The sequence below is a fragment of the Leifsonia sp. 563 genome (assembly GCF_040545055.1).
Lineage (GTDB): Bacteria > Actinomycetota > Actinomycetes > Actinomycetales > Microbacteriaceae > Leifsonia.
Map to the genome: position 1 here is coordinate 1,166,588 of NZ_JBEPLE010000001.1, position 25,657 is coordinate 1,192,244.

Here is a 25,657-nt window from a genome sequence, read left to right on the forward strand (position 1 = left end):
GCTGCGGTGGACTCCTACACGTCGGGAGCCGTTCGTGCGGGGACGTCCGGGCGGAATCCCGCCGTCGCCTCCTCGTAGGTGGTGTGCCTCCGCGCGGGGTGCGAGTCCGCCGGTGGTGGCACTTCGGCCCGGCTCAACGCGTGCAGCACCAGCTTCTCCACCAGGGCTGCTGCTGTGGTCTCGCGTGAGCGTGCGATCCGGACGAGGGCGGCGTACTCCTGCTCGCCGAGGCGGATCGTGAGGGGCATCCCAGCCGGGGCGCGGCCCGGCCCGTGAACGGACGCCGGTTCCGTCATCTCGGCGCTGTGAGATTCCTTCATGTCCGAAGCCTTACACAAGAGAGCGCTCTCCTTGGCTAGTCGATTTGTTCGCACGACGCACAGCCGTCCGGTGGCCTCGTTGCACTCGGCGGTCGTCACCGGCGAAGATCGTGTGCGTCGCGCGCAGGCGCCGTCCCGTTCCCCCCGGTCCACGACGGCGTCAGCGCGACACCTCCGCGGCGGGATCCTGGTCTTCGGGTGGCCAGGATCCCGCCGCCATAAGCCTCAGGCCCTCCTCCAGCCGCTCCCGGATCTCCGCCACCGGGACGATGTCGGCGCCGAACGAGAGCGCCATCGCCGCGGACGCCGCCGCCCCGACGATCCGGTGGATGCGCGGCTCCGACGCCCGGTCGCCCAGGGCCAGCTGGGACGACTCGGCTGCCACCGTCAGCGAGGCCCGCAGGCGCTCCCGCTCCGCCTCGGAGGGGAGCCCCGCCTGCAGGGCGGCGACCGCCTCCCGCAGCGCCGGCTCGACGAGGGAGCGGAGGACCGCCTCCGGGGCGAGGCCCCTCTGCTGCTTCAGCGCGGAGTCCAGGGTGGCGAGCAGGGCGGCAGGGGTGAACGGCTTGGCCAGGAAGTACGCGCCATCGCGCTCGACCGACGCTCGCGCGGAGGGACCCGGCAGCATCCCGCTCATCAGCACGATCGCCGCTCCGGGCTGCTGCTCCGCCACCATCCGGGCGATGCGTTCGCCGGGGACGCCGGGCATCATGATGTCGGTCACGACCGCATCGAAGCGACGGCCGCCGGCCAGCAGCTCGAGCGCCTCCGGGCCGCCAGCGACCTCCGTCACGAAACCGTTCTGGTCGAGGGTCTGCCGCACCAGCTCGCCGATCGCGGCCTCGTCGTCGACGACGAGCACCCTGCGGCCGGCTCCGCGCGGCACGGCCGGCGCACGCACCGGGGAGCGGCCGTCCGTCTCTCCCTTCGCCTGGGGAAGGACGAACGCAATCGACGTGCCGGCTCCGGGAGCGGTCTCGACCTGCAGCTCGCCGCCGTGCGCCTTCACGATGGCGGCGGAGGTCGGCAGGCCGAGGCCGGTTCCGCTCTCCTTCGTCGTGAAGAACGGCTCCAGGATGCGGCCGGCCGTCCGCCCGTCCATCCCGACCCCCGAGTCGCGCACCTCGAGTCGCACTCCGTCGTCGCCTGCGGCCGCGCGCACGGTCAGCACGCCACCCTCGGGCATCGCGTCGCGGGCGTTCGTGATCAGGTTCACCAGCACCTGGAACAGCTCGGTGTCGTCCCCCGTCACCGGCGGCAGCTCGGCGGGCGCATCTACCACCAGCTCGATGGAGCGCGGAAGCGTCTCGCGGCAGAACCGCTCGACCTCCCGCAGCAGGGCGGCCAGGTCGACCGGCTCCCGCCTCCCCTCGGAGCCGCGTGCGAACGACAACACCTGACGGATCATCCCGGCCCCGCGCTGCGCCGCCGCATCGAGGGTGTCGAGCAGGTCGCGTCTGCGCGCATCCTGTTCGTCCTGCCGGAGCAGCTGCACGGACATGAGGATGGGCGTGAGCACGTTGTTGAGGTCGTGGGCGATGCCGCCGGCGAGGGTTCCCAGGCTCTCCAGCCGCTGCGTCCGGATGCGCTGCTCCTCCTGCCTGCGATGCTCGGTGATGTCCGAGTTGACGGCGAAGACGGTCACCTCGCCGTCCTCTCCGCGCGACAGCTGCCAGCGGCAGTCGGCGATGAGCAGCGAACCGTCGACCCGTCGCTGGCGCAGCTCGCCCACCCAGAACCCGTCGCGCATCAGCGCCTCGGTCGCCGCATCGAACTCGGCCGGGTCGTCGTAGAGCAGCTCGCGCACGGAATGCCCCACCGCCTCGGATGCCGGGATGCCGTAGATCGCCTCCGCGCCGCGGTTCCAGTAGCGGATGACGCCGTCGAGGTCGCGCACCAGGATCGCGTCACGTGCGGCGTCCAGCAGGGCGGCCTGCGACGCCACTCGCCGTGTGTACTGCTCGAGCGTGCGCCGGGCCTCCTGGTCCTCGGTCACATCCCGGACGATGATCGCGATGCCGCCTTCGGTGGGATGCGCATCCACCTCGAACCAGCAGCCCCACTCCGGTGAGTAGGCGCGGGCGCTCCCGGCGACGCCGCGGTCCATCGCGTCGCGGTAGATGCCCTCGAACGCGCTGCCGAGCGCGGTCGGGAACATCTCCCACACGGTCCGGTCGCGCAGCCGCGTCTCGTCGATCCCGCCGAGCTGCAGCGCCCACGAGTTCGCGAACGTGAACCGCCAGGAGCGGTCGACGAAACCGATGGCGTCGTGCACCTGGTCGAGCGAGTTCCGCAGCAGACGCGCCATCGCCCGCTGCTCCTCCCGGTGGCGCACCAGCGCGGTGACGTCGTGGAACGCGCCGTGGATGCGGACCACCTCGCCGTTCTCGTTGCGCTCCGGCTCGCCCACCAGGTGCGCGTGCACCAGCCGGCCGGACGCGTCGACGATCGTGGCCCGCACATCCAGAGGGTCGCCATGGAGCGCGGTGCGCTGGAACGCGGTGCGTACTGCGCGACGGTCCTCCGGCTCGAACAGCGCGAGCGCCTCCGCGTCCAGCGGTACGCGGCCGGGCTCCATCCCGAGCAGGCGGAACAGTTCCTCGCTCCACTCGACACCGCCGGTCGTCACGTCGACGACCCACCCGGCGAAGCCCGCGATGCGGGCCGCCATGCGCACCAGCGCCTCGTTGCCCGCAGCCGCCGCGGCCGAGCGCTCCACGTCGCCGATGTCGCGCGCGATCGCCAGCACGGCCGCCACCGCGCCGTCGGTGCCGCGCAGGGGGATGATCGTCACATCCAGCGAACGCATGCGGCCCTCCGGCGTGAGGACGCGCGTGACGTACCGCCGATTCTGGCCGGCGAGCGCCTCCTCGAACCGGGCGAGCGTGTAGCCGAGGGAGTCGGGATGCAGGAGCCGCGCGAACGACATCCCCGTCAGCTCCTCGGCGGAATACCCGGTCAGGTCGGCGAGCGCACGGTTGCACTCGACGAAGGTGCCGTCCACGTCGACGACGCACACGCCGTCCGGGTGACCGTGGAAGAGCGCGTCCAGCCCGTTCAGCCGCAACGCGTCGGACGGGGTCGTCTGCGACGCGCGCGGAGGCTTGGGCTGGGGCATGGGGGGATTGTAGGCGGACTTTCGGGCCTACACTGACGGCCATGGGCACGGAAACCCCGGGCCGGGAGGTCCTCGCGGTCGCTGACGACCCGCTCCCCCGTGGATGTTCGCTGCGCGAACGCCCGCGCCTCCTCGGCCGCCGGGGACGCGACCACGCTCAGCCGATACTGGTCAGGAGCGGCTGCCTGACCCGACCTGCTGAGCTCGCCGCGTGGCGTCCACCTCTGGGACGGTGACGAAGGGGCAGGAGCCAGAACCATGACCGACATACCCGCGCGAACACGGACCCTGCGCGCCGTGGTGGCCGACGACGACGTCTTCACGGCCTCGATGGTCGCGTCCGCACTCCGCTCCACCGGCATCGAGACCTCCCAGGCCACGAGCGCGGCCGACGCCTGGGACATCATCGCCGAGGTCGAGCCGAACGCCGTGGTCACCGACCTCGACTTCGGCGGAGGCGACTCCGGGGCAGAACTGCTGTGGCGCGTTCACCGCGAGCAGCCGTGGGTCGGCCTCGTCGTGCTCACCTCGCACCTCTCCCCGCAGCTGGCGGTCGGCGACGGCACCCTCCCGCCCTCGGTCGTGTACCTGGTCAAGTCGCAGGTGAAGGATGTGGATGTGCTGGTCGCCGCGGTCGACGCGGCGATCGTCGGCGGCGAGCACCAGCTCGCCGAACCAGACGACGACGTCCGCACGGTCACGCGGGCACAGGCGGAGGTGCTGCGCCTCGTCGCCTCGGGCGCATCCACCCGGCGCATCGCCGCCGAACGCGGGACGAGCGTCCGCGCCGTCGAGACCATGCTCGGCCGCCTCTACACGGCACTCGGAGTGGATGCGGACGAGCAGGCCAACCCGCGGGTGACGGCCGCGCGCATGTGGCAGCAGGGGCGCGTGCGGATCCGCTAGCGCCCGGTCACGAAGCGAAGCAGGCGCCTCAGCGCGCCCTCGCGCGGCGGCGGCGCCACGTCGTCGGTCACCGCGTCGTCGTTCTCGGCGAAGCCGGAGTAGCCGCAGTCCTGGCAGACCAGGAGGTCGCGGTGCACGGCCAGGCCGGCGCCGTAGTAGGGGTTGCTGACGAGTCGGGCCACCCCACGGCACTGCGGACAGCTCGCCTCGCGCATCGCCCCTCCTCTCGTCCGTCCCATCATCCGCCCGCTGGCCCGCTGAATCCTGCCCGTTTGTTCGGCACCCGAACGTATTCGACGCATCCTCACCCCCCGTCCGGGGGCATACCGGTGACGGTCCGATGAACAGCGGGTGAAGCGGGGCACGGCGCGCCGGGAGCCACTTCTAGGATCGCTGACGCCGGACCGTCGCCGGCGTCCGACCCCACAGGAGCCCTCCCCCGATGTCGACCCGCGCCCGGCTCGCCGCCTTCTTCGCGGCCCTCGGAGCTCTCGTCGTCGTCGCGACGATCCTGACGATCGCGTTGCGGCCGGTGGCCGTCGCGCCGAACGCACCCGATGCGTTCGACATCACCGCGGGGATGGACGACTGCGGGCGTGGATGGGACGAGAGCGGCGCCCCGAGCGGCGCGGCCGCCTCCGGTCGGACCGTGCACGGCGGCGACCAGACATTCACGGTCACCAACACGAGCGTCGGCGGCATCGAGGTCTACGTGCAGGCCGTCGACAGCAAGCGCGTCTACCTCGACCTCGAAAGCATCGGGGCCGGCGCCCACGCCACCGCACGTGTCACGCTCGGCGCCGGCCGCTACCGGTTCGTCTGCCTGCCCGCCGACGCCGACCCCGTCCACGGGCCCGTCGTCACGGTCGGCAAAGCGCCACCGGGCTCGCCGCTCACGCCCGGCATCGTGCCCGTCACCCGCAACGACCTCATCCCGGTCGCCAAGGCCTACACGACCTGGGTCGCCTCCCGGCTGCCCGCGCTCCGCCAGCAGGTCGCCGCCGTCGCGGCCGACGCCGAGGAGGGCGACTTACCGGCCGCACGACGCGACTGGCTGACGGCACACACCACCTACGAGACGCTCGGCGCGGCGTATGACGCCTTCGGCGAGCTCGGCGACCAGCTCGACGGGCTCCCGCGCGCAGATCCGACCGGTTTCCACCTCGTCGAGTCGCAGCTCTGGCGCGGGGATGCGGCGGCGACGGTCGCCGCATCCGCTCACGACCTCCTCGGCCTGGTCGACCGGCTGCAGATCGGGTTCGCCGGCGTCCAGCTCGACCCCGGCGATGTGGCGCTCCGGGCGCACGAGATCGTCGAGGACGCCATCCAGGACACCCTGACCGGTGCGACCGATGCCGGCTCCGGCACGTCGCTGGCGAGCGTCGACGCCGAGCTGACGGGCGCGGAGCAGGCGCTCGCACCGCTGGAACCGGTGCTGACCGGGCGATACGAGCAGTTCGGTGACACGCGGGCCGCCCTCACCGCCGCCCATGCGGTCGTCGAGGCCCATCGCGCGCCCGACGGCACCTGGACGCCACTCGACCGGCTCAGCCGAACAGACCGCGAGCACGTGGATGCGGCTCTCGACCGCGCCGCGGAACTGCTCGCCCCGGTCGCCGCCATCTGCGACCCGAGGAGGGACTCATGACGCCCATCGACCGCCGCGGCTTCCTCCAGGCGGGTGCCATCGGAGCGGCCGGCGCCGCCGTCGCCGGAGCCGGCCTCGCGACCGACGCCCGAGCCGCGGCCGCCTCTCAGCCGTCAGCCGCCCATCCCGCCTCCCTCCCGTTCCACGGGCAGCACCAGCAGGGCATCCTCACCCCGCCGCAGCGCGAGGCGTCGTTCGTCGCGCTCGACGTCACCGCCGCATCCCGGGCCGAGCTCGACGACCTGCTGAAGACGATCACCGAACGCGCCCGCTTCCTCACCACGGGAGGCACACCGCCCGACCCGGGGCTCGTCGCACCGCCGCGCGACTCGGGCGTGCTCGGGCCGACCGTCGTCCCCGATTCGCTGACCGTCACGCTCTCGGCCGGCGCTTCGCTGTTCGACGAGCGCTTCGGGCTGGCCGCGCGGAAGCCCACCCGGCTGCGGACGATGGACGAGTTCCCCGACGACGCCCTCCGCCGCGAGGTCTGCGACGGCGACCTGCTGCTGCAGGTGTGCGCGGCCGACCGGGATGCGGTCACGCACGCCGTCCGCGAGATCGCCCGGGCGACCCGCGGTGCCATGCAGGTTCGCTGGCGGCAGGACGGCTTCGTTTCGCCGCCCCGCCCCAGCGGCACGCCGCGCAACCTGATGGGGTTCAAAGACGGCACGAGCAACCCCGACACCGGGAACGCCGCCGAGATGGCGCGGCTGGTCTGGGCGAAAGCCGGCGACGAACCCACGTGGGCGGCGGGAGGGAGCTACCACGTCGTCCGCGTGATCCGCATGCTCGTCGAGTTCTGGGACCGCGTGAACCTGCACGAGCAGGAGAACATGATCGGCCGCCGACGCGACAGCGGCGCCCCGCTCACCGCCTCCGCCGAGTTCGACGATCCGCACTTCGAGAACGACCCGACCGGCGACGTCATCCAGCTCGACGCGCACATCCGGCTGGCCAACCCGCGTACGAAGGACACGGACGACCAGCGGATGCTGCGCCGCGCCTACAACTACGACGGCGGTCTCGACGCCAACGGCAACCTCGACATGGGCCTCGTCTTCGTCGCCTTCAACCAAGACCTCGACCGGCAGTTCGTCACTGTCCAGAAGCGCCTCGCCGGCGAACCGCTCACCGACTACATCCAGCCCTTCGGCGGCGGCTACTACTTCGCGCTCCCCGGAGCCCGCGACTCCTCCGACTGGCTCGGGCGCACCATGCTCGCCTGACCAGTGGAGGCCGCCCGTCACGACCGTGCCGGGATCAGTGAAACAAGGAAGAAGGAATCGTGTTCAGACCCTCCCGTCTGCGCCGCTCCCCGGTCGCCCTCGCGGGTGTCGCGCTCGCCGGCGCGGCCGCCCTCGCCGGCGCCGGAATCCTCGCGGGTGCGCCCGCGGTCGCCACGGCCGGCGGCTCGCACGCCGACCACTCCGCCCAGACCCTCACCCCGATCAAGCACCTCGTCGTGATCTTCGACGAGAACGTCTCGTTCGACCACTACTTCGGGACCTACCCGAACGCCGCGAACACCGACGGGACGCCGTTCCAGGCGTCGCCGCGCACCCCGCGCACCGACACCCTCACGTCCTCCGGCACGCTGACGAACAACCCCAACCTGTACGCGCCGAAGCGGCTCACGCCCGCGCAGGCGGTCACGTGCGACCAGAACCACAGCTACGCCGCCGAACAGGCCGCCGTCGACGGCGGGAAGATGGACATGTTCGTCCAGAAGACCGAGACCGACACCTGCACCGGCGCGTACGGCGCACCGGGGCTGGTCATGGACTACTACGACGGGAACACCATCACGGGTCTGTGGAACTACGCCCAGAACTACGCCATGAGCGACAACAGCTGGGACACCACGTTCGGTCCGTCCACGCCAGGCGCGCTCAACCTCATCTCCGGTCAGACGCACGGCGGCACCGCCTACGACCCCAAGACCGGAGCCGTCCTCACCGCATCCACGGCCGTCCAGTCGCCCGACGCCAAGGGTGTCGGAACCGTGATCGGCGACCCCGACCCCGCCTACGACGACTGCTCGGACAACGACCACACGTCGTCCTCCGCAGTGGTCGGCATGTCCGGCCGCAACGTCGGCGACCTGCTCAACGCGCGCGGTGTCAGCTGGGGCTGGTTCCAGGGCGGATTCACGCCGACCACGGCCTGGAACGGCCAGGCCGGCTCGTACGCCAAGTGCGACGCGGTGACGGCCAACATCGCCGGCGCGACGCCGAAGGACTACTCGCCGCACCACTCCCCGTTCCAGTACTATAAGTCCACCTCGAACCCGCACCACCTGCCGCCGACCTCGGTGAAGGCGATCGGGCACACCGACCAGGCGAACCACCAGTACGACCTGACGTCGTTCGACGCGGCCCTGAAGGCGGACAACCTGCCGGCCGTGTCCTTCCTGAAGGCCCCGGAGGCGCAGGACGGCCACGCGGGATACTCGGACCCGCTGGACGAGCAGAAGTTCCTGGTGAACGAGATCAACGCCCTCCAGAAGTCGGACAGCTGGTCGAGCACCGCCGTGGTCGTCGCCTACGACGACTCCGACGGCTGGTACGACCACGTCGCCCCGAAGGTCGCGAACGGGTCCGCCGACCCGGCCGTCGACTCGACGGTGTGCACGAGCGTCAAGCGCACGCAGGGCGGCTACGCCGACCGCTGCGGGCCGAGCCAGCGCCTCCCGATGTTGGTCATCTCGCCCTGGGCAGCCCAGAACCGCGTCGACCACACGCCGGTCGAGCAGGCCAGCGTGCTGCGCTTCATCGAGAACAACTGGCTGACCGGACGCATCGGCGACGCCTCGTTCGACACGCGCGCCGGATCGCTCGGCGGGATGTTCGACTGGTTCCACCCGCAGCAGCGGGAGGTGCTCCTCGACCCGGCGACGGGTGCGGTCAACTCGATCGTCCCCACCCGCCCGCACTGGCCGACGCCTCCGCGCGGCGGCTGGTCGGCACAGCCGTAACGCCACCTCGGAGGGCGGTCCGCAGCGCGCGGGCCGCCTTTCGTCGTGTTCGGGATACGGTCAGCGGACGTGCGACATGGCGTTGAGGAAGAGACTCAGCCACACCATGAAGAACCCGACCTGCAGCAGGGTGAACACGGAACCGAGGATCACCGCGGCGCGCGCCAACCCACGGCCGCCCTCGCCGGTCACCCGAGTCTGATTGAGGCCGATCACGCCGAGGACGATGCCGACGACGGGGATGACGAAGGCGCCGATGAACCCGATCAGGGCCATCGTGTTGATCTTCTGCGCCTGCGGAATCTGGGGCTGCGGAGGCTGGGCGGCGGTCACCGGTCCTGTCTACCGGATGCGGCGCCCGCGCGCGCATCCCCCGTCCGGTTGACACGCCGAGCGGCTCCCCGCGGTGCCGTCAGGCGATGGCGCCGCGCAGCAGCTCGTCGAGCGACAGCGGGCGCCGGCCGGTCACGCGCTCCACATCGTCGGTGACGCCCGCGAGCTCGCCCGCCGCGATCGCCGTGTAGGTGGAGACCCAGGCGTCGACCTGCCAGTCGGGGGCGTTCCACTTCGCACGCGAGGCGTACGCCTCCGGGATTGTCTCGTCATGGAACGAGACCGGCCGGCCCGAGTGGGCGCTGAGCTTCTCGGCGACCTCCGCCAACGTGAGCTCCTCCGGACCGGTGAGGTCGTAGGTGACGTCGGCGTGCGCCGCCGGGTCCTGCAGAGCGACGGCCGCCACCCGGGCGACGTCGGCACGGGCGACCATGGCCGCTCGACCGTCGCCGGCGGGACCGCGGATCACGCCGTCGTCGCCGACGAGGAACTCGGCGAAGTCGAGATACAGGTTGTCGCGCAGGAAGGTGTGGCGCATCGCCGACGAACGGATGCGCTGCTCGGTCGCGTAGTGGTCGCGGGCGAGCGTGAAGGTCGCGTCCGGCGCGGCCCCGAAGAACGACGTGTAGACGATGTGGCGGACGCCCGCCTCCTCGGCCGCATCCACGAACGCCAGGTGCTCGGCCAGCCGTTCGGCGTTCTCGGCCGCGGACACCATGAGCAGGGTCTCCACGCCGTCGAGTGCGGAGAGCACCGCGTCACGGTCGCTGTACGTCGCCGCGGCCACGGTGGTCCCCGGGTAGCGGGGCGCGCGCTCGGGCGACCGCGCCAGCATCCGGAACGGCACACCGGCGTCGGCGAGGAGGTCGGCCGTCATCCGACCGATCGCCCCGGTGACGCCGGTGACGGCGAGCGCGGGAAGGTCGCCGCTCATCTCAACCCCAGCACAGGCAGAACGGGTGACCGGACGGATCCTCGTACACCTGGAACCCGCCCTCCGCGTCGAGGTCGTCCGCCTGCCTCAGCAGCGTCGCGCCCACGGCGAGCGCGTGCTCGTGCGCCTGGCGGATGTCGTCGACGTAGAGGTCGAGGTGGAGCTGCTGCTGCGCACCGTTCGGCCAGTCGGGCCGCTCGTGGTTGGGGGCGAGCTGAAACCCGAGGCGCGGCTCGCCGTTCACATAGACCGAGCGCCAGTCGTCCTCGTCGCCGCGCACCTCCCCGCCCATCAGGTCGGCCCAGAAGGTCGACTCGCGATCGATGTCGGGGGTGTCGAACACCACGATCTGGCGGCTGATCTGCATGACAGCATCCAACTCCACGCCACCGACACGGGCAAGAGCCGCCCGCGCGCCGGTCAGCGGCCCAGCCGGTCGTCCAGCCAGTCGAACATCCGCTGCTCGGTGAGCGCGCGGGCGAGCGGCTGGACGTGGAAGTCCGCGCCCTCCGCCTCGGTGAACTTCACGAGGGTCGAGACGCCCGGCGTCAGCGATGCGAGCTGCTCCGACTGGCCCGGCCAGAACTGCTCGTGCTCCGGGTCGGTGATGAGCAGAGGAGTGGTGATTCGAGCGGCGACCTCCGTGACGTTGTACTGGAGCACAGCGCGCATCGTCTCGGCGTAGCCCGTGGTGCCGTACGGACGGGCGCGGAACTTCCACGTGTACGCGAGCTCGTGCGAGAACTTCATCCCCATCTGCATGTCGCGGTCGAACTTCTCGTCCTGACCCTCGTCGAGCAGTTTGCGCATGTTCGCGGGGAGGTGTTCCGTCCAGGAGGTCGAGACGTCCACCACTCCCGGGTCGGCGATCGCGGCCGCGAACCGGTGCTCGAAGGCGAGCGCGCGCGGGACCCAGTACCCGGCCTGGCTGATGCCGTAGAGGGCGATGCGGTCGGCGTCGACGCCGTCCTGAGCGCGTACGAAGTCGAGGACGGGGGTGAGCACGGCCTCCCAGTCCGGCCGGAACGGCACGTTCCGCTCGAACAGCATGGACTGCTGGCCCGGCCCGTCGAAGACGAGGGCGTGATAGCCGCGCGCGAGCGCCCCCGACACCGCCGACGACCACAGGCTGGTGAGCGCCCCGTCGCTGCCGTTGGCGACGACCAGCAGCGGGCGGTCGTCGCCGGCCGCACCGGGCGCGCGGAACAGGTAACCGGGCATCGTGGTGTCTTCGTAGGGGATCTCGACCCGGGCGATATCCCGGTCGACGAGGTCCACCCAGCGATCCCATGCGGCCCGGTGTTTGCGGAAGGTCGGCAGCAGCTCCTCCTCCGTCGGCAACGAGGCCACCGCGTTCAGGGCCGTCGCGTAGTACGAGGCCGCCCGCAGGTACGCGCTCGCGGCACTGACCGCGTGTCCAGAGCTGGCGGACGCATCCGCCTGGGCGGCGATCCTGTCGCCGAGGCCGAGCCAGGCGCGGAACCAGCCATCGTGGTCCTTCTCGCCGACCCCCTCGACCGCGGCGAGCACCTCTCCGATGTCGGCAGCGCCGCTGAAGGCCTGACCGATCGTGGTGCGGATCTCGAAGTCGAAGTCGGCATTGCCGGAGAACCGGAACTCGTGCGTTCGCGCCATGGCACCAGCCTGGCCGCAGGTCGGCACGGTCGCCAGCCCTCGCGTGGGGCACATCCGCCCGGTGGATGCTGCGTCAGTCGATGAGGTCGAGCTCGATCAGTCGCCGCAGCACCTCTCTTCCGGCGGGCGGGCAGCGGTCCGCGTCGGCGCTGGTGGTCCAGTGGATGGCGTCGACCTCCGCAGACGGAGCCGGCTCCTCGTCGGTCACCGCGCGGAACACGCGCATGTGCACCTGACGTCCGTCCGGCTCGCCGTGCGCCTGCGTCCGCACCTCGAAGAGCTCCTCCAGGTCGTCGGGCGCCAGACGGAGCGCCACCTCCTCGAACGCCTCCCTGGCCGCCGCCTCCGCCGCGGTCTCACCCGCATCCACTTTGCCGCCCGGCATGTAATAGACATCGCGCCGACGGGCGGTCACCATGAGCACGGTTCGGTCGCGCACCACCGCGACGGCGGACACGATGAGCGGAGCGGAGGTCACTCCTCCACGCTAGCGAAGGCGGGGTGAGCGCGTGTCACGATGGACCATGCTCACGGACGACTTCGCCGACACCTTCGTCGCAGGCTGGCTGCGCGACTGGAATGCCCACGACCTCGAAGCCCTGCTGTCCCACTACACGGACGACGTGACCTTCAGCTCGCCGCTGGCCGTGCGGCTGCTGCCCGGCAGTGACGGAGTCGCCCGGGGGAAGGACGCGCTCCGCGCGTACTGGACGGCCGGTCTGGCGGCGCTCCCTGACCTCCGCTTCGAGGTGCTCGACCACTTCGTGGGCGTTGAGACTCTCGTCATCCGTTACCGCAACCAGAACGGCGGAGTGGTCTGCGAGGTGCTCGAGTTCCGCGACGGGCTGGTCGCGCGCGGCCACGGAACCTACCAGCGCCCTTAGCCGGCCTCGGCCACCTGCTTCAGGTTGCGGAGGCCCTTCTCGAAGTCGCCGCCGACCAGCTTGTCGAGGTTGACGAAGCGCGTGTAGAGCTTCTGCGGCGTCTCCATCCGCCAGGTCACCCGCGTGGCGTCGCCCTCCGGCTCCAGCACGAACCGCAACTCGTTCGAGGAGCGGAAGGGCCGCGTGAAGTCGAGGTGGATGCCGACACCCGCGTCGTCCACGGCGGTCACCCTCATGGCTCCGGCGCCCGCCTTGCGGTTGCCCGACCAGGTGTACGTCGAGCCGATCGCGCCCGGCTCGCCCGCGTACTCGCGCTTCAGCTCCGGGTCCATGTCCTCCCACGGCGACCACTGCGTCCACTCGGGCAGCCGGGAGATCAGCGGCAGCAGTCGCTCCCTGCCCGCCTGGATGCGTTCGGTGCGCTCGACGACGACGGTTCCGGCCATGCGCTGACCATAGCGCTCGGGTGCCCGCCGGAGGAAGCGTTCCGGCGAACGGCCGGACGTGCCAGGATCGGGGCGTGACCGGCCGAACAATGCTGCTCGACAGCGCTTCCCTCTACTTCCGTGCGTTCTACGGCGTGCCCGACACCGTGAAGGCGCCCGACGGGACGCCGGTGAACGCGGTGCGCGGGTTCCTCGACATCATCGCGAAGCTGGTGACCGACTACCAGCCGGATGCGCTCATCGCCTGCTGGGACGACGACTGGCGGCCGCGCTGGCGCGTCGACCTCATCCCGAGCTACAAGGGACATCGGGTCGCGCAGCTCGTCCCGGGCGGCGTCGACGTCGAGGAGACGCCGGAGGCCCTCGTGACGCAGGTGCCGGTCATCCGCGAGGTACTGGACGCCGTCGGCATCCCGATCGTCGGTGCGGCGGAGCACGAGGCCGACGACGTCATCGGCACCCTCGCGACGACGACCACGGGCCCAGTGGATGTGGTGACCGGCGACCGCGACCTGTTCCAGCTCGTCGACGACGAGCGGCAAGTCCGCGTGATCTATACCGCTCGCGGCATGAGCAACCTCGAACTCGTCACGGGCGACGTCGTGCAGAGTAAATACGGCGTGCGCGCCGACCAGTACGCCGACTTCGCGGCGATGCGCGGCGACACCTCGGACGGCCTCCCCGGCGTCGCAGGCATCGGCGAGAAGACGGCCGCCGCGCTCTTGGCGGACTACGGCGACCTCGCCGGGATCGTCGCCGCGGCGGAGGATTCCTCCAGCGGCATGAAGCCGGCGGCCCGGGCACGCTTCGCGGCGGCTGTCGACTACCTGGCGGTCGCGCCGCGGGTGGTCGAGGTCGTCCGCGACCTGCCGCTTCCCGAGGTGGATGCGCGACTCACGGCGCCGAGCGTCGAGCAGCGCGAGGCGCTCAGCGGCCTCTCCGAGCGGTGGGGGCTGGGCGGTTCGCTGGACCGGCTGCTCACGGCGCTGGAGCGGTGACCCCGCGGCTCACCCCTCCGAGGTCGGCTCCCAGCGCCACAGCTCCCGCTGGGCGAGCAGCGCCAGCTCGCGCAGCACGTCGAGGTCGGCCTCGCCGTCGGCCTGCTCCCGCGGCGCGCGACCGAAAACGCAGAGCGCTCCGATGCGGGTGCCGTCGGGCGCCTCGACCGGGTAGCCGGCGTAGTACCGCAGACCCGCCGGCCCGGTGACGAGGGAGTTGCCCGCGAACCGCTCGTCTTCGACGGCGTTCGGCACGATCATCCCGTCGGGCGTCTGGATGGTGTGGATGCACGCCGACTGCTCGATCGGGATCGAGTCGAGCACGGACCCCGTCGACGCCAGCGGCCACTCGCGCGTGTCGTCGAGCACGGTGAACATCGCGATCTCCGTCCCCAGGGTGCGTTTGGCGGTACCGACGATCCCCTCGAGGCGGGCGTCTCCGCCACGACGGCTCAGCTTGAGGCGTTCGATCGCCTCGACGCGGTCCGCGCCCTCCGTGGTCGGGGCCGCCCGCTGCGAAGCGCACTCCTGCAGGGAGGGGGCCAGCGCATCCACGATCTGCCGGGCCCAGAACAGGTAGTCCCCGGGGGTTCGGTGGCGACGGCCGTCGACGCGCGGGGGTGCCGAGAGCGCGACGAACAGGCTGCCGGTGTCGTGGCAGGCCTGCCGGGCGATGGCATTCAGGCGCTCCGCGTGCGCGTCGGCCAGGAGGCCGGACGGGGTGTCGTACGGGCGGATCGAGCGGATGGGCTGGGCCCCCAGCCACAGCACGGAGCGCGGGCCGCGCTCGTGCACGTCGACGAGCAGTCGCCGCAGGCGCGAACCCCAGCGACGCGGCTCGGCGAACCGGAGCGCGTCGGCGACGGCGGCGCTGAGCACGACGGCGTCGTAGCGGTCGACGCCCGCCGCATCCACCATCCGCTTCAACCGGCGGACCCCCGCCGACGGGTGCGGCACCACATCCACCACCGCGCCGCGGTCGGTCGCCGCAGCGAGCGACCGGGCCACCGCCCCGGGAAGCGCGAGATCGTGGCTGCCGACGCCCCAGCCCACGACCGGGCCGGAGCCGATCAGCAGGACGCGCAGCGGGCGACGCCCGGCGACGGAACCCTGCCGCCCGTCGAGCGGGCGCACCAGGCGAGCACGGACGGCGGCGACGCGCGCCAGCTGCGCACGCCTCGCGAGCCGGCGCGGCAGAGACACCCGTTCGTCGTCCACCTCTCGACCGTATCCCGCGCGCCACCGGTGACCGCAATCGGCTCGGCGCGTCCTGTTCGCTGCGCGACGCGGGCGGGCGGGAAGGGAGGAGTTACGAAGACGACACACCGGCGGCGACCGGAAAAGGAGGTGGATGCGCGGACCACGCCGCGCATCCTCCTCCTGTTGAGCCCGCTACGGCAGGATGTGGCCTGCCGACGTGAAGAGCCGGTACCACTCCTCGCGGGTCAGCGGGATCTCGGAGCCGGCCGCCGAGTCGCGCACCCGCTGGTCGTTGGTCGTGCCGAGGACGACCTGCATCCCCGCCGGGTGGCGCGTGATCCACGCCACCGCGATCGCGGTCGGGGTCACGTCGTACTTCTGCGCCAGCTCGTCGATCACGTCGTTCAGCTCGGCGTAGTTCTCGCGGTCGCCGAGGAAGACGCCGTCGAAGAATCCCTTCTGGAACGGCGACCACGCCTGCAGCACGATGTCGTGAAGGCGGGCGTAGTCGAGGATGCCGTTGTCGCGCGAGATCGACTGGTCGAGTCCCGCCATGTTGGCGGCGACGCCCTGCGCGATCAGCGGGGCGTGCGTGATGCTGAGCTGCACCTGGTTGGCGACGAGCGGCTGCGAGAGCGACCGCTGCAGCAGCTCGATCTGACCCGGCGTCTGGTTCGAGACGCCGAAAGCGCGCACCTTGCCCGCGCTCTGCAGCTCGTCGAAGGCGAGCGCGACCTCGTCCGGCTCCACCAGGGTGTCCGGGCGGTGCAGCAGCAGGATGTCGAGGTAGTCCGTCTTCAGCGCCTCCAGCGACTCGTCCACCGAGCGCAGGATGTGCTCGCGGGAGAAGTCGAAGAAGCCCTCGCGGATGCCGACCTTCGACTGGATGACGACCTGGTCGCGCTCCGAGGCCGGGATGGCGCCCGCGTCGCCGAAGCGGCGCTCGCAGCCGTGACGCTCGGTGCCGTAGATGTCGGCGTGGTCGAACATGGTGATGCCCTCGTCGCGGGCGGTGCGGACCAGGGTGCGGATCTGCTCGTCGTCGAGGGACGAGATGCGCATCAGGCCGAGGATGATGTTGGAGGCGGTGATGTCGGTTCGGGGGAAGGTGAACATCTTCATGCCTTCCATCTAACTCCGCGTCAAGCCCCTGTCTGAACCGGTTTTCCGCGACTACCGTCGGCGAGGCCAGAGAAGGAGCCCCCGATGACCATGACGCCTGAATTCCATGTCGCCGTCGACGACTTCGCGCAGGAGACGGCGCTGGGCCGCCGCCCCACCACGCGGTCGCGGTACATCGTCCACGCTCTGGGCCGCGACTTCCGGGTCACCGACGAGATGGCCCGCATCTTCCTGAACCAGGTCGAGCGGGTGGCGGCGACCGACGCGTCCGCACTGGTGGTGCTTCGGCACGAAGCCGGGGTCGAGCTCCTGCTCGTCACCGACGACAACTCGTTCTCCATCCGGACGGTGTAGCCGGGCGTCGACGATGCGCCCGTAGGCTTCTCGGCGTGGGCTCGGAGACGGACGACGGTACGGATGGGGAGGCGCTCGAGCGCATCCGTGCGGCCATCGCCTCCGCGGTCGCGACGCTCGCCGAGGCCGGTGCGCGTCAGGAGGCGCTGGCGGAGTACGTTCCCGCCCGCCGTCAGTTCCTGATCCAGCGCGAGCCCGTGCTGCGCGGAATCGGAAGCGTGTGGCGTCTCGGCGTCTTCCTGCTGGATGTGGAGGGCGTTCTGCGCGCCACCGGGACGCTGGTCCGGGCGACGCCTCCGGGGCGGCCGCAGTACCAGTCCCGGTCGGCGGAGGAGCGCAGGGCCTTGCGGGCTGCCGCGGCTCGCGGACGCTTCCGGGACGGCGAGACGGTGAACTTCGACGCACCGGTCATCCCGCTCGACGCATCCATCCTCCGCGCCTCGACGGGCCCACTGTTCGTGCGGGATGCTCAGCCGCTGGTGCGCTGGAGCCCGGCGGCGGGGGACGCGGGTGCGCGCGACTTCGGCGCGTACCTGAGCGAGCGGGTGGACCTGCTGGCCCACCCGCCCGAGGGAGCCTGACTCAGACGGCCGGCGAGGTGGAGCTGGAGCCGTTCCCGCTCTTGCCCGTGACCTCGTCGATCTTGGAGGTCGCCTTCTCGGTGACCTTGCTGACGGTCTCGCTGACCTTGTCACCGACGTCGGAGGCGGCACGTCCGGCGAAGTCCTTGACGTCGCCCTTCACGTGCTGCACGGTGTCCGATTCGGCGAACCCGCGCCACTTGCGGCGCATGTCCTCGTATGCACCGCGCCCGGCGCGCGACCCGATGATGAAACCGACGGCGACTCCTGCGGCAAAGGTGATGATCTTCATGGCTCGCACCGTACGCGCGGCTTCGCGAGCGCGACAGGGGTCGACGGCGAGTGCACAATGTGACCGTGACCGGACAGTGGGTGGATGCCAGCACGGCGATCCTGGTCGAGGGCGCCAGTGATCGGGCGGCCGTGCTCGCCGCCGCCCGCATCCTCGGCGTCGACCTGGCGGCCGACGGGGTCGCGGTCGTGCCCATGGGCGGTGCGATGAGCGTCCGCCGGTTCGCCGCTGAGCTCGGAGGGGATGCCGGACTGCGGCTGCGCGGACTCTGCGATGCGGCCGAACTGCGCTTCTTCCAGCGCGCCGGCCTCGACGAGGAGGCCGTGTTCGTGTGCCGTCCGGACCTCGAGGCCGAGCTCGTGCGTGCGCTGGGGCATCGACGGACGGAGGACATGCTCGAGCGGGAGGGCGACCTCCGGCTGTTCCGGATGTTCCAGCAGCAGCCCGCCCAGCGGGTGCGTTCGCTCGACCAGCAGCTGCACCGGTTCTTCGGCACCACCTCGGGCCGGAAGGAGCATTACGGCGCCGTTCTGACCTCCGCCCTCGCCGCGCACGAACTGCCCGCGCCGCTCCGGGGCGTGATCGGGGCCGGCCAGTAGGGTGGGCGGATGCCCGAGACGACCGACCCCGCCCTGCTGCAGCGGCTGAGGGAACTGTTCGACGCCAGGGACCGCGACGACATGGCGCCGACGATCGCCGCGCTGCGCGCCGTGCTGGCCGAGCATCCCACCGATCCGCACGTGCTCTACGAGGTCGGCGGCGCCTACGACACCGCGGGCGAGGAGGAGACGGCGGCGGGATACTACGAGCGCGCCCTCGACGCCGGGCTCGCCGGCGACACCCTGCGGCGCTGCCTGCTGCAGTACGGCAGCACGCTGCGGAACCTCGGCCGGTTCGACGAGTCGCTCGCGGTGCTCGACCGGGCGCGGGAGCTCTTCCCCGAATCGGAGTCGGTGCTCGTCTGGCATGCGCTGTCGCTGCACGCGGCCGGCCGCAGCGACGGCGCGGTCGCCGAGCTGATGGAGCTGGCCGCCGACCGCATCCGCACGCCGGACCTGCTGCGTTACGAGGCGGCCATCCGCGGCAACGCCGGGTACCTGCGGTCGCTCGACGGCGAGCGCTGAACCGGTCGCGTCGGGGCCGTGCTCGGGGCCGTGTCAGGGCGCGAGCAGCGCCGCGATGACCAGCAGGGAGGGCACGGCGAAGATCGTCGTGAACAGCACGATGTCGCGCGCGACCGGCATCCCGCGTTCGTAGCGCGCCGCGAAGTTGTAGACGTTCTGCGCGGTCGGCAGCGCGGCGAGCGCGACCGCCGCGAACAGTGGCTGTCCCTCCAGCCCGAAGACGAACCGGGCGACCAGGAACGCGAGCAGCGGCATCACCGCCGACTTGAGCGCGACGGCCACGACGATCGGTGTGCGGCCCGTCCCCGCCTGCAGCGGCTTCGAGCCGACCAGCGACATCCCGAACGCCATCAGCACCAGCGGCACCGCGGCACCCCCGAGCAGCTCGAACGGCTGGTACACGGCATCCGGCAGCCGGATTCCGCTCACGTCGACGAGGATGCCGAGCACCGACGCGATGATCATCGGGTTGCGGATGGGCTGGGTCAGGATGGAACGCACCGACATCGTTCCGCGGCTGGTGGTGTCGAGGATCGTGAGGGCGATCGGCGCGAAGACGATGAGCTGGAGCAGCAGCACGGGCGCGACATAGGACGCGCTGCCGAGCACGTACACGGCGACCGGGATGCCGATGTTGTTGGCGTTCACGTATCCCGCGCCCAGCGCTCCGATCGTGGTCTCGGGGGCGGGCGACCGGAAGAACGCGCGGGACAGCGCGACGAACACGGCGGCCGAAGCGACGGCGGCGATCGCGGCGACGAGCAGCTGGGTCGAGAACACCACCCGGAGGTCCGCGTGGGCGAGGGTGACGAACAGCAGAGCAGGATTCGTCACGAAGAACGCGATCCGGTTCAGCACGTACGGGGCGGTCGGACCGCCGATCCGCAGCCGCCCGGCGACGTAGCCGACGAGGATCACGAAGGCGATGATCCCGAACCCGGTCAGTACGCCGCCCACCGGTCCAGCGTACGGGAGGGATCAGCGCCGATCGGGTTGACGCGACGCGCCGTCCCTGACTGCCGCGCGACGGCGTGTCGCGTCAACCCGTCAGCCGCGGGCCCGGCGCGACGGCCGCGCCACGCGCACGGCCAGGGCGACCAGGAGCAGGAGCAGCGCCGCCGCGAAGGCCGTGATCGCGACCGGCGCCGAGACGAGCGAGCCGGTCAGACGCGAGACGCCGATCCAGGCGAGGCCCCACGCCGATGCGACCGCCGGGGCGAAGCGGCCGCCGTCCCACACCGCGAGGGCGCAGCCGATGACCGCGAAAACCGCGAGCAGGGCCATCGCCCAGGCGTGCGGACTGCCGCCGAAGCCGTCGAACCCGGCCACCTGCAGCAGCGAGGTGATATTCGCGACGGTCGCCACCATGACCCACCCCAGGTACAGGCCCATCACGCCGTCGAGGAGCACGGCGTCGGCGGTGTAGTCGCCGGGGTGACGGCGAAGCACGACGAACGCAGCGATGAGCACGACGAGCAGCGCCACGATCGCGACCACCGAGAGCGCCAGCTGGCCGGCTTGAACGGAGAGGATCCACGCGGCGTTCAGGAGCAGGGAGGCCAGCACCCAGAATCCGGCACGCCGCTGGCGGTCGCGCGCGGCCTGCGACGGCAGCGCCTGCCAGATGGCGTAGGCGACCAGCCCGCCATAGATCACCGACCAGATCGCGAACGCCGGTCCGGCGGGGGCCAGCAGGGTCGCGTCCGCGCTCAGGGCGCCGCCCGCGACTTTGGGGATGGGCGTTCCCCCGGCGAAACCGGAGCCGACGACCGCACCGATCAGCGCCACAACCGTGCCGGCGATGACGAGGGATTGGCGGACGCGGTCGGCCGGCATGGGCCGCGCGGCGGCGAGCGTGCTCATGCCACGCACGGTAGTCCTGTCGCCCGCGGCGGTGAAGGGATGCGCCCGCCGGCGCTACGCGGACGGCGCGGACGCGACGACCACTGTCGCGCCCAGGTCGTCGTCCGATTCGATGCGCGACGTGAGCCCGGCAGCTGCGAAGAGGGCGGCCGAGACGGCTGCCTGCTCCTCCCCGGCCTCGATCAGCAGCGTCCCGCCCGGTGCGAGCCAGTCCGCCGCCTCCGCTGCGATGCGGCGGTGGATGTCGAGGCCGTCCGCGCCGCCGTCGAGCGCCATCCCCGGCTCGTGGTCGCGCGCCTCCGGCGGCATGAGGGCGATCGCCTCCGTCGGGACGTAGGGCGCGTTGACGGCCAGCACATCGACGCGGCCGCGCAGCTCGGAAGGGAGCGCCGCGAACAGGTCACCCTCGAAGACACGGTCGGGAGCGACGTTGCGCCGCGCGCATGCGACGGCGACCGGATCCAGGTCGGCGGCATACACCTCGGCGGCGGGCGCGCGGTCGGCGACGACCGCGCCGATCGCACCGACACCGCAGCACAGGTCGACCACGACGGCGGCGCCGGACACGGCGACCGTGGCCGCGGCGAGATCGGCCGCGCGGCCGGCGAGCAGTTCGGTGCGCCGCCGTGGCACGAAGACCCCCGGGGCGACGTGGAGGCGGAGCCCACCGAACTCGACCCAGCCGAGCAGGGGCTCGAGCGGCTCGCCGGCGACACGACGCGACACCAGGGCGTCGAGTTCGGCGGGTGAACCGGCCGCCTCGATCAGCAGGCGCGCCTCGTCTTCGGCGAAGACGCATCCCGCAGCCCGCAGGCGCGCGACGATCCGGGGGTCGGGTTCGCTCACGCGGCCATGCTAGCTGCGCCCGTCAGTACGGGCGCTCGGAGAGCAGCCGCGCCAGGTGGGCGGCGTTCTTCGCCACGACGGCGTTCGCGCTCGCCACGGCCTCCGGGGTCTCGTCGAGGTCCTTGTAATCGACGGTCTGCATCGCCTCGCCGTTCCAGTACGTCGCGCCCTGCGACGGAATGCTGAAGCCGACATCGTTGAGCCCCTGGAAGAGGTCGGCGATGATTCCGTGCGCGCCGTCCTCGTTGCCCACCACGCCGACGATGCCCACCTTGCCCTCGACGAGCGGTCTGCCGGCGTCGTCCGTCTCCGACAGCTCGGCGTCGAGGCGCTCCAGCGCGCGCTGCGCCACCGACGAGAGGTGTCCCATCCACGTGGGCGTGACGATGAGCAGGATGTCGGACGCGATGATCTGCTCGCGGATGTGCGGCCACTGGTCGCCATCGCCCTCGTCGAGCTCGACACCAGGCTTGATGTCGTAGTCGACGAGGCGCACCGCGGTGCCGGTCACGTCGTGGGTCGCCAGCTCATCGAGGAGCTGGCGCGCGAGCAGCTGACTGCTCGACTCGCCGGGCGACGGCTTGAGCGTGCAGACGAGGGCGAGCGCGGTCAACGGTCTGGTCTGATCGGTCATTCCGCGAGTGAACGCGCACCGCTCCATCACCGCAAGGCCACACCGCAAAGCCTTGACCTTTCCCCCAGGTGATCGTATGGATTGGTGATGAAGCGCATCCATTATGCGAGCGGTTCTCTCCTCACCGGAGACGACATCGCCGACGTCATCGTGCGCTTCGCCGCCGCGCTGGCCCAGAACAACGCCGCCGCCGAAGTCCGCGCCCCTGTGGTCGTGGACGGGGGCAGCACCGGGGAGGTCCTGCTGCTGCTCGGCCCGGCCAGCCAGATGCTGGCGGAGGACGCCGAGTATTCCGGATCCGAGTTGCACGATCAGCCGTTCGTCGACGAGTTCGAGCACCGGATCGCAGCCCTCGCGCCGCAACGGGCGACCTACGTCGAGCACGGCACCGACGACATCCCCGACGTCGATCTCGACCTGCTCTGACCGCGGCCGATACAGAGTCGGACTGGCACAACGCGGGGGGCCGCGTACTATCGGGCAGGAAACGACGACCGGGAGAGGTAAATGCAGGTGTTCCACGTCTACATCGACGACCTGAGATTCACCTTCGTCGACCGCGCACCGGTCGAGGAGCTGAAGGCCCGGGTCGTTCAGGCGAGCAGGAACGACGGCGACTTCGTCTCCATCTCGCAGTCCAGCAGACCTCCGAGTGAGATCTTCGTCACCGCGCAGACGCGCGTACGGATCGAGACCGCCACGATCCCGCGCGACCCCGTCGCCTCCGGAGCCACCGCCGGGGAGGACGACGACGACGCATTCTGGTTCGACTTCGACTCGCTGGCCTGAAGTCAACCGCTTCCCACGGCGTCCTCGACGGGGGATGCTCGTCTCATGCCGCCGACGACGTCCCTCTGGCTCGAGACCTCCCCGCACATCCCGACCGACACGTTCGAGTGGGATGGGCACTACGACACGATCGTCGTCGGCGCCGGCCTGACCGGCCTCGCCACCGCCCTGATGCTCGCCCGCTCGGGGATGCGCGTCCTGGTGCTGGAAGCCCGCACCGTCGGCGCGGTCACGACCGGCAACACGACCGGCAAGGTCAGCCTGCTGCAGGGCACGACGCTCTCGTCGATCCGCCGCCACGCCTCCGAGGCCGTGCTCTGCGCCTACGTCGACGGCAACACGGCGGGCCAGGGCTGGCTGCTCGACTTCCTCGAAGAACAGGCCGTCCCGTACGAGACGCGTGACGCCGTCACCTACGCGACGACGCTCGACGGCCTGGACAAGCTGGATGCGGAACTCGCCGCCGCCCGCGTCGCCGGGCTCGACGCCGTGGAGGAGCGGACCACCGAGCTTCCGTTCGCGGTGGAGGGCGCCCTCACCCTGGGCGGTCAAGCGCAGGTCCATCCGTTGAAGGTCCTAGCCGCGCTCGCGGCGGAGTTCCGGCGGCTCGGCGGCCGGATCGTGGAGGGCGAACGCGTCACCGACGTCTCCGCCGCGAAGCCGGCCGTGGTGACCAGCACCTCCGGCACATCCCGCGCCGACCAGGTCGTCATCGCGACCGGGACGCCCATCCTGGACCGCGGTCTGTACTTCGCCAAAGTCGAGCCGACGCGCTCGTACGTCACCGCGTTCCGTGTTCCGGGCGACATCCCGGAGGCCATGTACATCTCCGCCGACTCGCCCACCCGCTCCCTCCGCACCGCGACCGCGGCGGACGGGAGCCGCCTGCTCCTCGTCGGCGGCAACGGTCACCCGGCCGGTCGCGCGGACTCCCCGGCCGAGAAGCTCGCCGACCTCACCACCTGGGCCGAGCGCACCTTCCCCGGGGCGGAGCGGACCCACTGGTGGGCGGCGCAGGACTACCGGTCGGCGAACCGCATCCCCTTCGTCGGCTGGCTTCCGCGAGGACGCGGACGCATCTACCTGGCCACCGGCTACGACAAGTGGGGGATGACGAACGCCGTCGCCTCGGCACTCAGCCTTACCGCCGACCTGACCGGGGAGACGCTCGAGTGGGCGCGCGTGATGCACCACCGGGTCACCCGCCCCGTGGACATCGCCTCGGGCGTCGCCATGAACGCCGGCGTCGGCAAGGCCGCGGTGACCGAGTGGGCATCCGCCCAGGCGGGCCCGGAAGTCGGAGACGAGCCGGTCGCGGAAGGCACCGGCACGGTCGGACGCCGCGGCCGCACACCGGTCGCGGTCTCGACGGTCGACGGGACGACCTGCGCGCTCACCGCGGTCTGCAGCCACCTCGGCGGTGTAGTCCGCTGGAACGACGCCGAGCTGTCGTGGGACTGCCCCCTGCACGGCTCGCGCTTCGCACCGGACGGCACGGTTCTCGAAGGTCCGGCCACGCAGCCGCTCGCGCCGGCCCCCGCGGCCCGCGCGGCGGAGACGGCGGGCTGACGAGCGCGTCCCCCGGGCAGCCACGGGCCCGTCGACCCGCGGCGGCCCGCCCGGTGAGGCCTAGTCAGGCCATTCGGCCCGGGAGTATGGTCGCCGCATGACGAATCCAGACGACGAGAGCACACCGCGCCCCGCCGGACCCACCGGGGCGGGCGAGCCGGTCAGCCCGCCGCCCGCATCCGATCCCACGCCTCCGCCTCCTCCTCCGCCCAGTCAGGGCATCCCGGCTGCGCCCCCGCCGCCGCCCAGCGCCTACCCCGCCGCGGCCACCGGTCCGTCGACCGCCGTCGCGCCGACATCTCCGCCGAACACGGTCAACATCGCCTTCTGGCTGTACGTCGCCGGTGCGGTGCTGAGCGTGATCAGCGGCATCATCACGATCGCGGTCGTCTCGGGATCGCGCGCCGACCAGGTGCGCGTCATCGAGCAGCAGGGCGCCGACCTCCGAGGTCTCACGGCACAGCAGGTCGCGGACGCGTCCGTCACGTTCCTCGTGACCTGGTCGATCGTCACCCTGATCTTCTGGGCCGTCGTCTTCGTCCTCTTCGCCTACTTCATGCGCCGCGGCGCGAACTGGGCGCGCATCGTCCTCACGGTGCTCACCGTGCTCTCGCTGCTGAACCTGCTGACCGGCTTCGGGACAGGGCTGCTGCAGGTGCTTGCGACGATCGTCGCGGTCGTGCTGATGTGGCTGCGCCCCTCGAACGAGTACTTCGGCGCGGTGAAGGCCGCGAAGGGGCCGCGCGTCTGATCGCACCCTGACAGCCGGCTGTGCCGGGCGTACTGTTCCTGCCGAAACGGAAGGAGCGGATATGCCCGGCAACAAGCCCCAGCTGAAAGACCAGGAGCTCTACGAGAAGCTGCGCAAGGAGGGGGACTCCAAGCAGAAGGCTGCTCGCATCTCCAACGCCGCAGCATCCCGCGGCCGATCCTCGGTCGGCCGCAAGGGCGGCGACTCCGGTTCGTACGAGGACTGGACCGTGCCCGAGCTGAAGAAGCGCGCGAAGGAGCTCGGCCTCAGCGGCTACTCCAAGAAGAACAAGGGCGAGCTCGTGAAGGAGCTCCGCAACCACTGAGTCCCGCGCGT

At 71.5% G+C, this 25,657-nt stretch carries 31 protein-coding genes; 15 read left to right on the forward strand and 16 right to left on the reverse strand.

Annotated features, from left to right (window positions below; translation table 11 throughout):
* Positions 1 to 14: 14 nt before the first annotated feature.
* Both ABIC47_RS05690 and ABIC47_RS05695 read right to left on the reverse strand, forming a co-directional pair.
* Positions 15 to 320: a hypothetical protein gene (locus ABIC47_RS05690; protein ID WP_018192674.1), complete on the reverse strand. Its 306-nt coding sequence runs from the start codon at positions 318 to 320 to the stop codon at positions 15 to 17.
* A gap of 160 nt (positions 321 to 480) precedes the next feature.
* Complete coding sequence (locus tag ABIC47_RS05695) at positions 481 to 3,438, reverse strand: hybrid sensor histidine kinase/response regulator (protein ID WP_354478164.1); 2,958 nt, start codon at positions 3,436 to 3,438, stop codon at positions 481 to 483.
* A 258-nt stretch (positions 3,439 to 3,696) separates the two neighbouring features.
* On the opposite strand from ABIC47_RS05695, the gene ABIC47_RS05700 reads away from it, so the two are divergent.
* On the forward strand, positions 3,697 to 4,344 hold the full coding sequence (locus ABIC47_RS05700; RefSeq protein ID WP_354478167.1) for a response regulator: 648 nt from the start codon (positions 3,697 to 3,699) through the stop codon (positions 4,342 to 4,344).
* On the opposite strand, the gene ABIC47_RS05705 is transcribed toward ABIC47_RS05700, so the two are convergent.
* Positions 4,341 to 4,526: a hypothetical protein gene (locus ABIC47_RS05705; RefSeq protein WP_231918992.1), complete on the reverse strand. Its 186-nt coding sequence runs from the start codon at positions 4,524 to 4,526 to the stop codon at positions 4,341 to 4,343. The two genes, ABIC47_RS05700 and ABIC47_RS05705, sit on opposite strands and share 4 nt — an antisense overlap.
* A 260-nt stretch (positions 4,527 to 4,786) precedes the next feature.
* Here ABIC47_RS05705 and ABIC47_RS05710 point away from each other — a divergent pair, with 260 nt between their 5' ends.
* Genes ABIC47_RS05710 through ABIC47_RS05720 form a run of 3 tightly spaced genes read left to right on the forward strand, consistent with a single transcriptional unit; the run spans position 4,787 to position 8,966 of the window.
* The gene (locus tag ABIC47_RS05710) at positions 4,787 to 5,992 is read left to right on the forward strand and encodes an imelysin family protein (protein WP_354478169.1); all 1,206 of its coding nucleotides are present in this window, start codon (positions 4,787 to 4,789) and stop codon (positions 5,990 to 5,992) included.
* On the forward strand, positions 5,989 to 7,218 hold the full coding sequence (gene efeB / locus ABIC47_RS05715) for an iron uptake transporter deferrochelatase/peroxidase subunit (protein WP_354478172.1): 1,230 nt from the start codon (positions 5,989 to 5,991) through the stop codon (positions 7,216 to 7,218). Before ABIC47_RS05710 ends, efeB begins: the two co-directional genes overlap by 4 nt.
* Before the next feature lie 59 nt (positions 7,219 to 7,277).
* Positions 7,278 to 8,966 carry a phospholipase C gene (locus ABIC47_RS05720; RefSeq protein ID WP_354478174.1) on the forward strand — a complete coding sequence of 563 codons (1,689 nt, stop codon included), beginning with the start codon at positions 7,278 to 7,280 and terminating at the stop codon, positions 8,964 to 8,966.
* A 60-nt stretch (positions 8,967 to 9,026) separates the two neighbouring features.
* On the opposite strand, the gene ABIC47_RS05725 is transcribed toward ABIC47_RS05720, so the two are convergent.
* From ABIC47_RS05725 to ABIC47_RS05745, 5 genes are all read right to left on the reverse strand, one after another.
* Complete coding sequence (locus ABIC47_RS05725; RefSeq protein WP_354478177.1) at positions 9,027 to 9,299, reverse strand: DUF4190 domain-containing protein; 273 nt, start codon at positions 9,297 to 9,299, stop codon at positions 9,027 to 9,029.
* Between the two features lie 79 nt (positions 9,300 to 9,378).
* Complete coding sequence (locus tag ABIC47_RS05730; protein WP_354478180.1) at positions 9,379 to 10,233, reverse strand: SDR family oxidoreductase; 855 nt, start codon at positions 10,231 to 10,233, stop codon at positions 9,379 to 9,381.
* 1 nt (position 10,234) lies between these two features.
* Positions 10,235 to 10,600: a VOC family protein gene (locus tag ABIC47_RS05735; protein ID WP_354478183.1), complete on the reverse strand. Its 366-nt coding sequence runs from the start codon at positions 10,598 to 10,600 to the stop codon at positions 10,235 to 10,237.
* Between the two features lie 53 nt (positions 10,601 to 10,653).
* Positions 10,654 to 11,868, reverse strand: a complete 1,215-nt coding sequence (locus tag ABIC47_RS05740) for an alpha/beta hydrolase family protein (RefSeq protein WP_354478186.1) — start codon at positions 11,866 to 11,868, stop codon at positions 10,654 to 10,656.
* 73 nt (positions 11,869 to 11,941) lie between these two features.
* The gene (locus tag ABIC47_RS05745; protein ID WP_354478189.1) at positions 11,942 to 12,346 is read right to left on the reverse strand and encodes an NUDIX domain-containing protein; all 405 of its coding nucleotides are present in this window, start codon (positions 12,344 to 12,346) and stop codon (positions 11,942 to 11,944) included.
* A gap of 46 nt (positions 12,347 to 12,392) precedes the next feature.
* Between ABIC47_RS05745 and ABIC47_RS05750 the strand changes: the two genes are divergently transcribed.
* The gene (locus ABIC47_RS05750) at positions 12,393 to 12,752 is read left to right on the forward strand and encodes a nuclear transport factor 2 family protein (protein ID WP_089879034.1); all 360 of its coding nucleotides are present in this window, start codon (positions 12,393 to 12,395) and stop codon (positions 12,750 to 12,752) included.
* Here ABIC47_RS05750 and ABIC47_RS05755 read toward each other — a convergent pair.
* Positions 12,749 to 13,198, reverse strand: a complete 450-nt coding sequence (locus tag ABIC47_RS05755) for an SRPBCC family protein (protein WP_018192689.1) — start codon at positions 13,196 to 13,198, stop codon at positions 12,749 to 12,751. The two genes, ABIC47_RS05750 and ABIC47_RS05755, sit on opposite strands and share 4 nt — an antisense overlap.
* 89 nt (positions 13,199 to 13,287) lie before the next feature.
* On the opposite strand from ABIC47_RS05755, the gene ABIC47_RS05760 reads away from it, so the two are divergent.
* Complete coding sequence (locus ABIC47_RS05760) at positions 13,288 to 14,196, forward strand: 5'-3' exonuclease (protein WP_354478709.1); 909 nt, start codon at positions 13,288 to 13,290, stop codon at positions 14,194 to 14,196.
* Positions 14,197 to 14,205: 9 nt separating this feature from the next.
* Here the strand turns inward: ABIC47_RS05760 and ABIC47_RS05765 are convergent, their stop codons facing one another.
* Both ABIC47_RS05765 and ABIC47_RS05770 read right to left on the reverse strand, forming a co-directional pair.
* Positions 14,206 to 15,414 (reverse strand): GDSL-type esterase/lipase family protein, encoded by a 1,209-nt coding sequence (locus ABIC47_RS05765; protein ID WP_354478194.1) that lies wholly within the window; start codon positions 15,412 to 15,414, stop codon positions 14,206 to 14,208.
* A 174-nt stretch (positions 15,415 to 15,588) separates the two neighbouring features.
* Complete coding sequence (locus ABIC47_RS05770; RefSeq protein WP_020076319.1) at positions 15,589 to 16,518, reverse strand: aldo/keto reductase; 930 nt, start codon at positions 16,516 to 16,518, stop codon at positions 15,589 to 15,591.
* An 84-nt stretch (positions 16,519 to 16,602) separates the two neighbouring features.
* Here ABIC47_RS05770 and ABIC47_RS05775 point away from each other — a divergent pair, with 84 nt between their 5' ends.
* Together ABIC47_RS05775 and ABIC47_RS05780 are read left to right on the forward strand one after the other, a co-directional pair.
* Positions 16,603 to 16,872, forward strand: coding sequence for a hypothetical protein (locus ABIC47_RS05775; RefSeq protein ID WP_018192693.1), 270 nt, complete (start codon positions 16,603 to 16,605; stop codon positions 16,870 to 16,872).
* A gap of 35 nt (positions 16,873 to 16,907) precedes the next feature.
* Entirely contained in the window at positions 16,908 to 17,453 is a 546-nt protein-coding gene (locus ABIC47_RS05780) for a hypothetical protein (RefSeq protein ID WP_354478199.1), read from the forward strand.
* A gap of 1 nt (position 17,454) precedes the next feature.
* Here the strand turns inward: ABIC47_RS05780 and ABIC47_RS05785 are convergent, their stop codons facing one another.
* The gene (locus tag ABIC47_RS05785) at positions 17,455 to 17,745 is read right to left on the reverse strand and encodes a hypothetical protein (protein ID WP_018192695.1); all 291 of its coding nucleotides are present in this window, start codon (positions 17,743 to 17,745) and stop codon (positions 17,455 to 17,457) included.
* A 65-nt stretch (positions 17,746 to 17,810) separates the two neighbouring features.
* On the opposite strand from ABIC47_RS05785, the gene ABIC47_RS05790 reads away from it, so the two are divergent.
* Together ABIC47_RS05790 and ABIC47_RS05795 are read left to right on the forward strand one after the other, a co-directional pair.
* A complete protein-coding gene (locus tag ABIC47_RS05790) occupies positions 17,811 to 18,344 on the forward strand; it encodes a TOPRIM nucleotidyl transferase/hydrolase domain-containing protein (protein ID WP_231374520.1) in 534 nt (177 codons plus the stop codon).
* A gap of 9 nt (positions 18,345 to 18,353) precedes the next feature.
* A complete protein-coding gene (locus tag ABIC47_RS05795) occupies positions 18,354 to 18,869 on the forward strand; it encodes a tetratricopeptide repeat protein (protein ID WP_354478203.1) in 516 nt (171 codons plus the stop codon).
* Between the two features lie 33 nt (positions 18,870 to 18,902).
* Here the strand turns inward: ABIC47_RS05795 and ABIC47_RS05800 are convergent, their stop codons facing one another.
* The 4 genes from ABIC47_RS05800 to ABIC47_RS05815 all read right to left on the reverse strand — a co-directional run bounded on the left by ABIC47_RS05800 (position 18,903) and on the right by ABIC47_RS05815 (position 22,212).
* A complete protein-coding gene (locus ABIC47_RS05800; protein WP_354478206.1) occupies positions 18,903 to 19,826 on the reverse strand; it encodes an AEC family transporter in 924 nt (307 codons plus the stop codon).
* Positions 19,827 to 19,916: 90 nt separating this feature from the next.
* Entirely contained in the window at positions 19,917 to 20,732 is an 816-nt protein-coding gene (locus ABIC47_RS05805) for a TspO-related membrane protein (RefSeq protein WP_354478209.1), read from the reverse strand.
* A gap of 54 nt (positions 20,733 to 20,786) precedes the next feature.
* Entirely contained in the window at positions 20,787 to 21,578 is a 792-nt protein-coding gene (locus ABIC47_RS05810) for a putative protein N(5)-glutamine methyltransferase (RefSeq protein ID WP_354478212.1), read from the reverse strand.
* 22 nt (positions 21,579 to 21,600) lie between these two features.
* Positions 21,601 to 22,212, reverse strand: a complete 612-nt coding sequence (locus ABIC47_RS05815; protein ID WP_018192701.1) for a flavodoxin family protein — start codon at positions 22,210 to 22,212, stop codon at positions 21,601 to 21,603.
* Between the two features lie 87 nt (positions 22,213 to 22,299).
* Here ABIC47_RS05815 and ABIC47_RS05820 point away from each other — a divergent pair, with 87 nt between their 5' ends.
* From ABIC47_RS05820 to ABIC47_RS05840, 5 genes are all read left to right on the forward strand, one after another.
* Positions 22,300 to 22,638 (forward strand): hypothetical protein, encoded by a 339-nt coding sequence (locus ABIC47_RS05820; protein ID WP_020076312.1) that lies wholly within the window; start codon positions 22,300 to 22,302, stop codon positions 22,636 to 22,638.
* A gap of 81 nt (positions 22,639 to 22,719) precedes the next feature.
* Positions 22,720 to 23,001, forward strand: a complete 282-nt coding sequence (locus ABIC47_RS05825; RefSeq protein WP_018192703.1) for a hypothetical protein — start codon at positions 22,720 to 22,722, stop codon at positions 22,999 to 23,001.
* Between the two features lie 45 nt (positions 23,002 to 23,046).
* On the forward strand, positions 23,047 to 24,570 hold the full coding sequence (locus ABIC47_RS05830; protein ID WP_354478217.1) for an FAD-dependent oxidoreductase: 1,524 nt from the start codon (positions 23,047 to 23,049) through the stop codon (positions 24,568 to 24,570).
* A gap of 97 nt (positions 24,571 to 24,667) precedes the next feature.
* Positions 24,668 to 25,321, forward strand: a complete 654-nt coding sequence (locus ABIC47_RS05835) for a hypothetical protein (RefSeq protein WP_354478220.1) — start codon at positions 24,668 to 24,670, stop codon at positions 25,319 to 25,321.
* Between the two features lie 61 nt (positions 25,322 to 25,382).
* Positions 25,383 to 25,646: a DUF7218 family protein gene (locus ABIC47_RS05840; RefSeq protein ID WP_018192707.1), complete on the forward strand. Its 264-nt coding sequence runs from the start codon at positions 25,383 to 25,385 to the stop codon at positions 25,644 to 25,646.
* Positions 25,647 to 25,657 lie beyond the last annotated feature (11 nt).

Excerpts from the sequence above, each read along its gene's own strand:
- ABIC47_RS05740 (WP_354478186.1), bottom strand. The coding sequence starts at position 11,868 with ATGGCGCGAACGCACGAGTTCCGGTTCTCCGGCAATGCCGACTTCGAC.
- ABIC47_RS05830 (WP_354478217.1), top strand. The coding sequence starts at position 23,047 with ATGCCGCCGACGACGTCCCTCTGGCTCGAGACCTCCCCGCACATCCCG.
- ABIC47_RS05735 (WP_354478183.1), bottom strand. The coding sequence starts at position 10,600 with ATGCAGATCAGCCGCCAGATCGTGGTGTTCGACACCCCCGACATCGAT.
- ABIC47_RS05760 (WP_354478709.1), top strand. The coding sequence starts at position 13,288 with ATGCTGCTCGACAGCGCTTCCCTCTACTTCCGTGCGTTCTACGGCGTG.
- ABIC47_RS05795 (WP_354478203.1), top strand. The coding sequence starts at position 18,354 with ATGCCCGAGACGACCGACCCCGCCCTGCTGCAGCGGCTGAGGGAACTG.
- ABIC47_RS05820 (WP_020076312.1), top strand. The coding sequence starts at position 22,300 with ATGAAGCGCATCCATTATGCGAGCGGTTCTCTCCTCACCGGAGACGAC.
- ABIC47_RS05755 (WP_018192689.1), bottom strand. The coding sequence starts at position 13,198 with ATGGCCGGAACCGTCGTCGTCGAGCGCACCGAACGCATCCAGGCGGGC.
- ABIC47_RS05690 (WP_018192674.1), bottom strand. The coding sequence starts at position 320 with ATGAAGGAATCTCACAGCGCCGAGATGACGGAACCGGCGTCCGTTCAC.
- ABIC47_RS05815 (WP_018192701.1), bottom strand. The coding sequence starts at position 22,212 with ATGACCGATCAGACCAGACCGTTGACCGCGCTCGCCCTCGTCTGCACG.
- ABIC47_RS05710 (WP_354478169.1), top strand. The coding sequence starts at position 4,787 with ATGTCGACCCGCGCCCGGCTCGCCGCCTTCTTCGCGGCCCTCGGAGCT.
- ABIC47_RS05770 (WP_020076319.1), bottom strand. The coding sequence starts at position 16,518 with ATGAAGATGTTCACCTTCCCCCGAACCGACATCACCGCCTCCAACATC.
- ABIC47_RS05750 (WP_089879034.1), top strand. The coding sequence starts at position 12,393 with ATGCTCACGGACGACTTCGCCGACACCTTCGTCGCAGGCTGGCTGCGC.
- efeB (WP_354478172.1), top strand. The coding sequence starts at position 5,989 with ATGACGCCCATCGACCGCCGCGGCTTCCTCCAGGCGGGTGCCATCGGA.
- ABIC47_RS05775 (WP_018192693.1), top strand. The coding sequence starts at position 16,603 with ATGACCATGACGCCTGAATTCCATGTCGCCGTCGACGACTTCGCGCAG.
- ABIC47_RS05840 (WP_018192707.1), top strand. The coding sequence starts at position 25,383 with ATGCCCGGCAACAAGCCCCAGCTGAAAGACCAGGAGCTCTACGAGAAG.
- ABIC47_RS05805 (WP_354478209.1), bottom strand. The coding sequence starts at position 20,732 with ATGAGCACGCTCGCCGCCGCGCGGCCCATGCCGGCCGACCGCGTCCGC.
- ABIC47_RS05785 (WP_018192695.1), bottom strand. The coding sequence starts at position 17,745 with ATGAAGATCATCACCTTTGCCGCAGGAGTCGCCGTCGGTTTCATCATC.
- ABIC47_RS05825 (WP_018192703.1), top strand. The coding sequence starts at position 22,720 with ATGCAGGTGTTCCACGTCTACATCGACGACCTGAGATTCACCTTCGTC.
- ABIC47_RS05835 (WP_354478220.1), top strand. The coding sequence starts at position 24,668 with ATGACGAATCCAGACGACGAGAGCACACCGCGCCCCGCCGGACCCACC.
- ABIC47_RS05700 (WP_354478167.1), top strand. The coding sequence starts at position 3,697 with ATGACCGACATACCCGCGCGAACACGGACCCTGCGCGCCGTGGTGGCC.
- ABIC47_RS05695 (WP_354478164.1), bottom strand. The coding sequence starts at position 3,438 with ATGCCCCAGCCCAAGCCTCCGCGCGCGTCGCAGACGACCCCGTCCGAC.
- ABIC47_RS05730 (WP_354478180.1), bottom strand. The coding sequence starts at position 10,233 with ATGAGCGGCGACCTTCCCGCGCTCGCCGTCACCGGCGTCACCGGGGCG.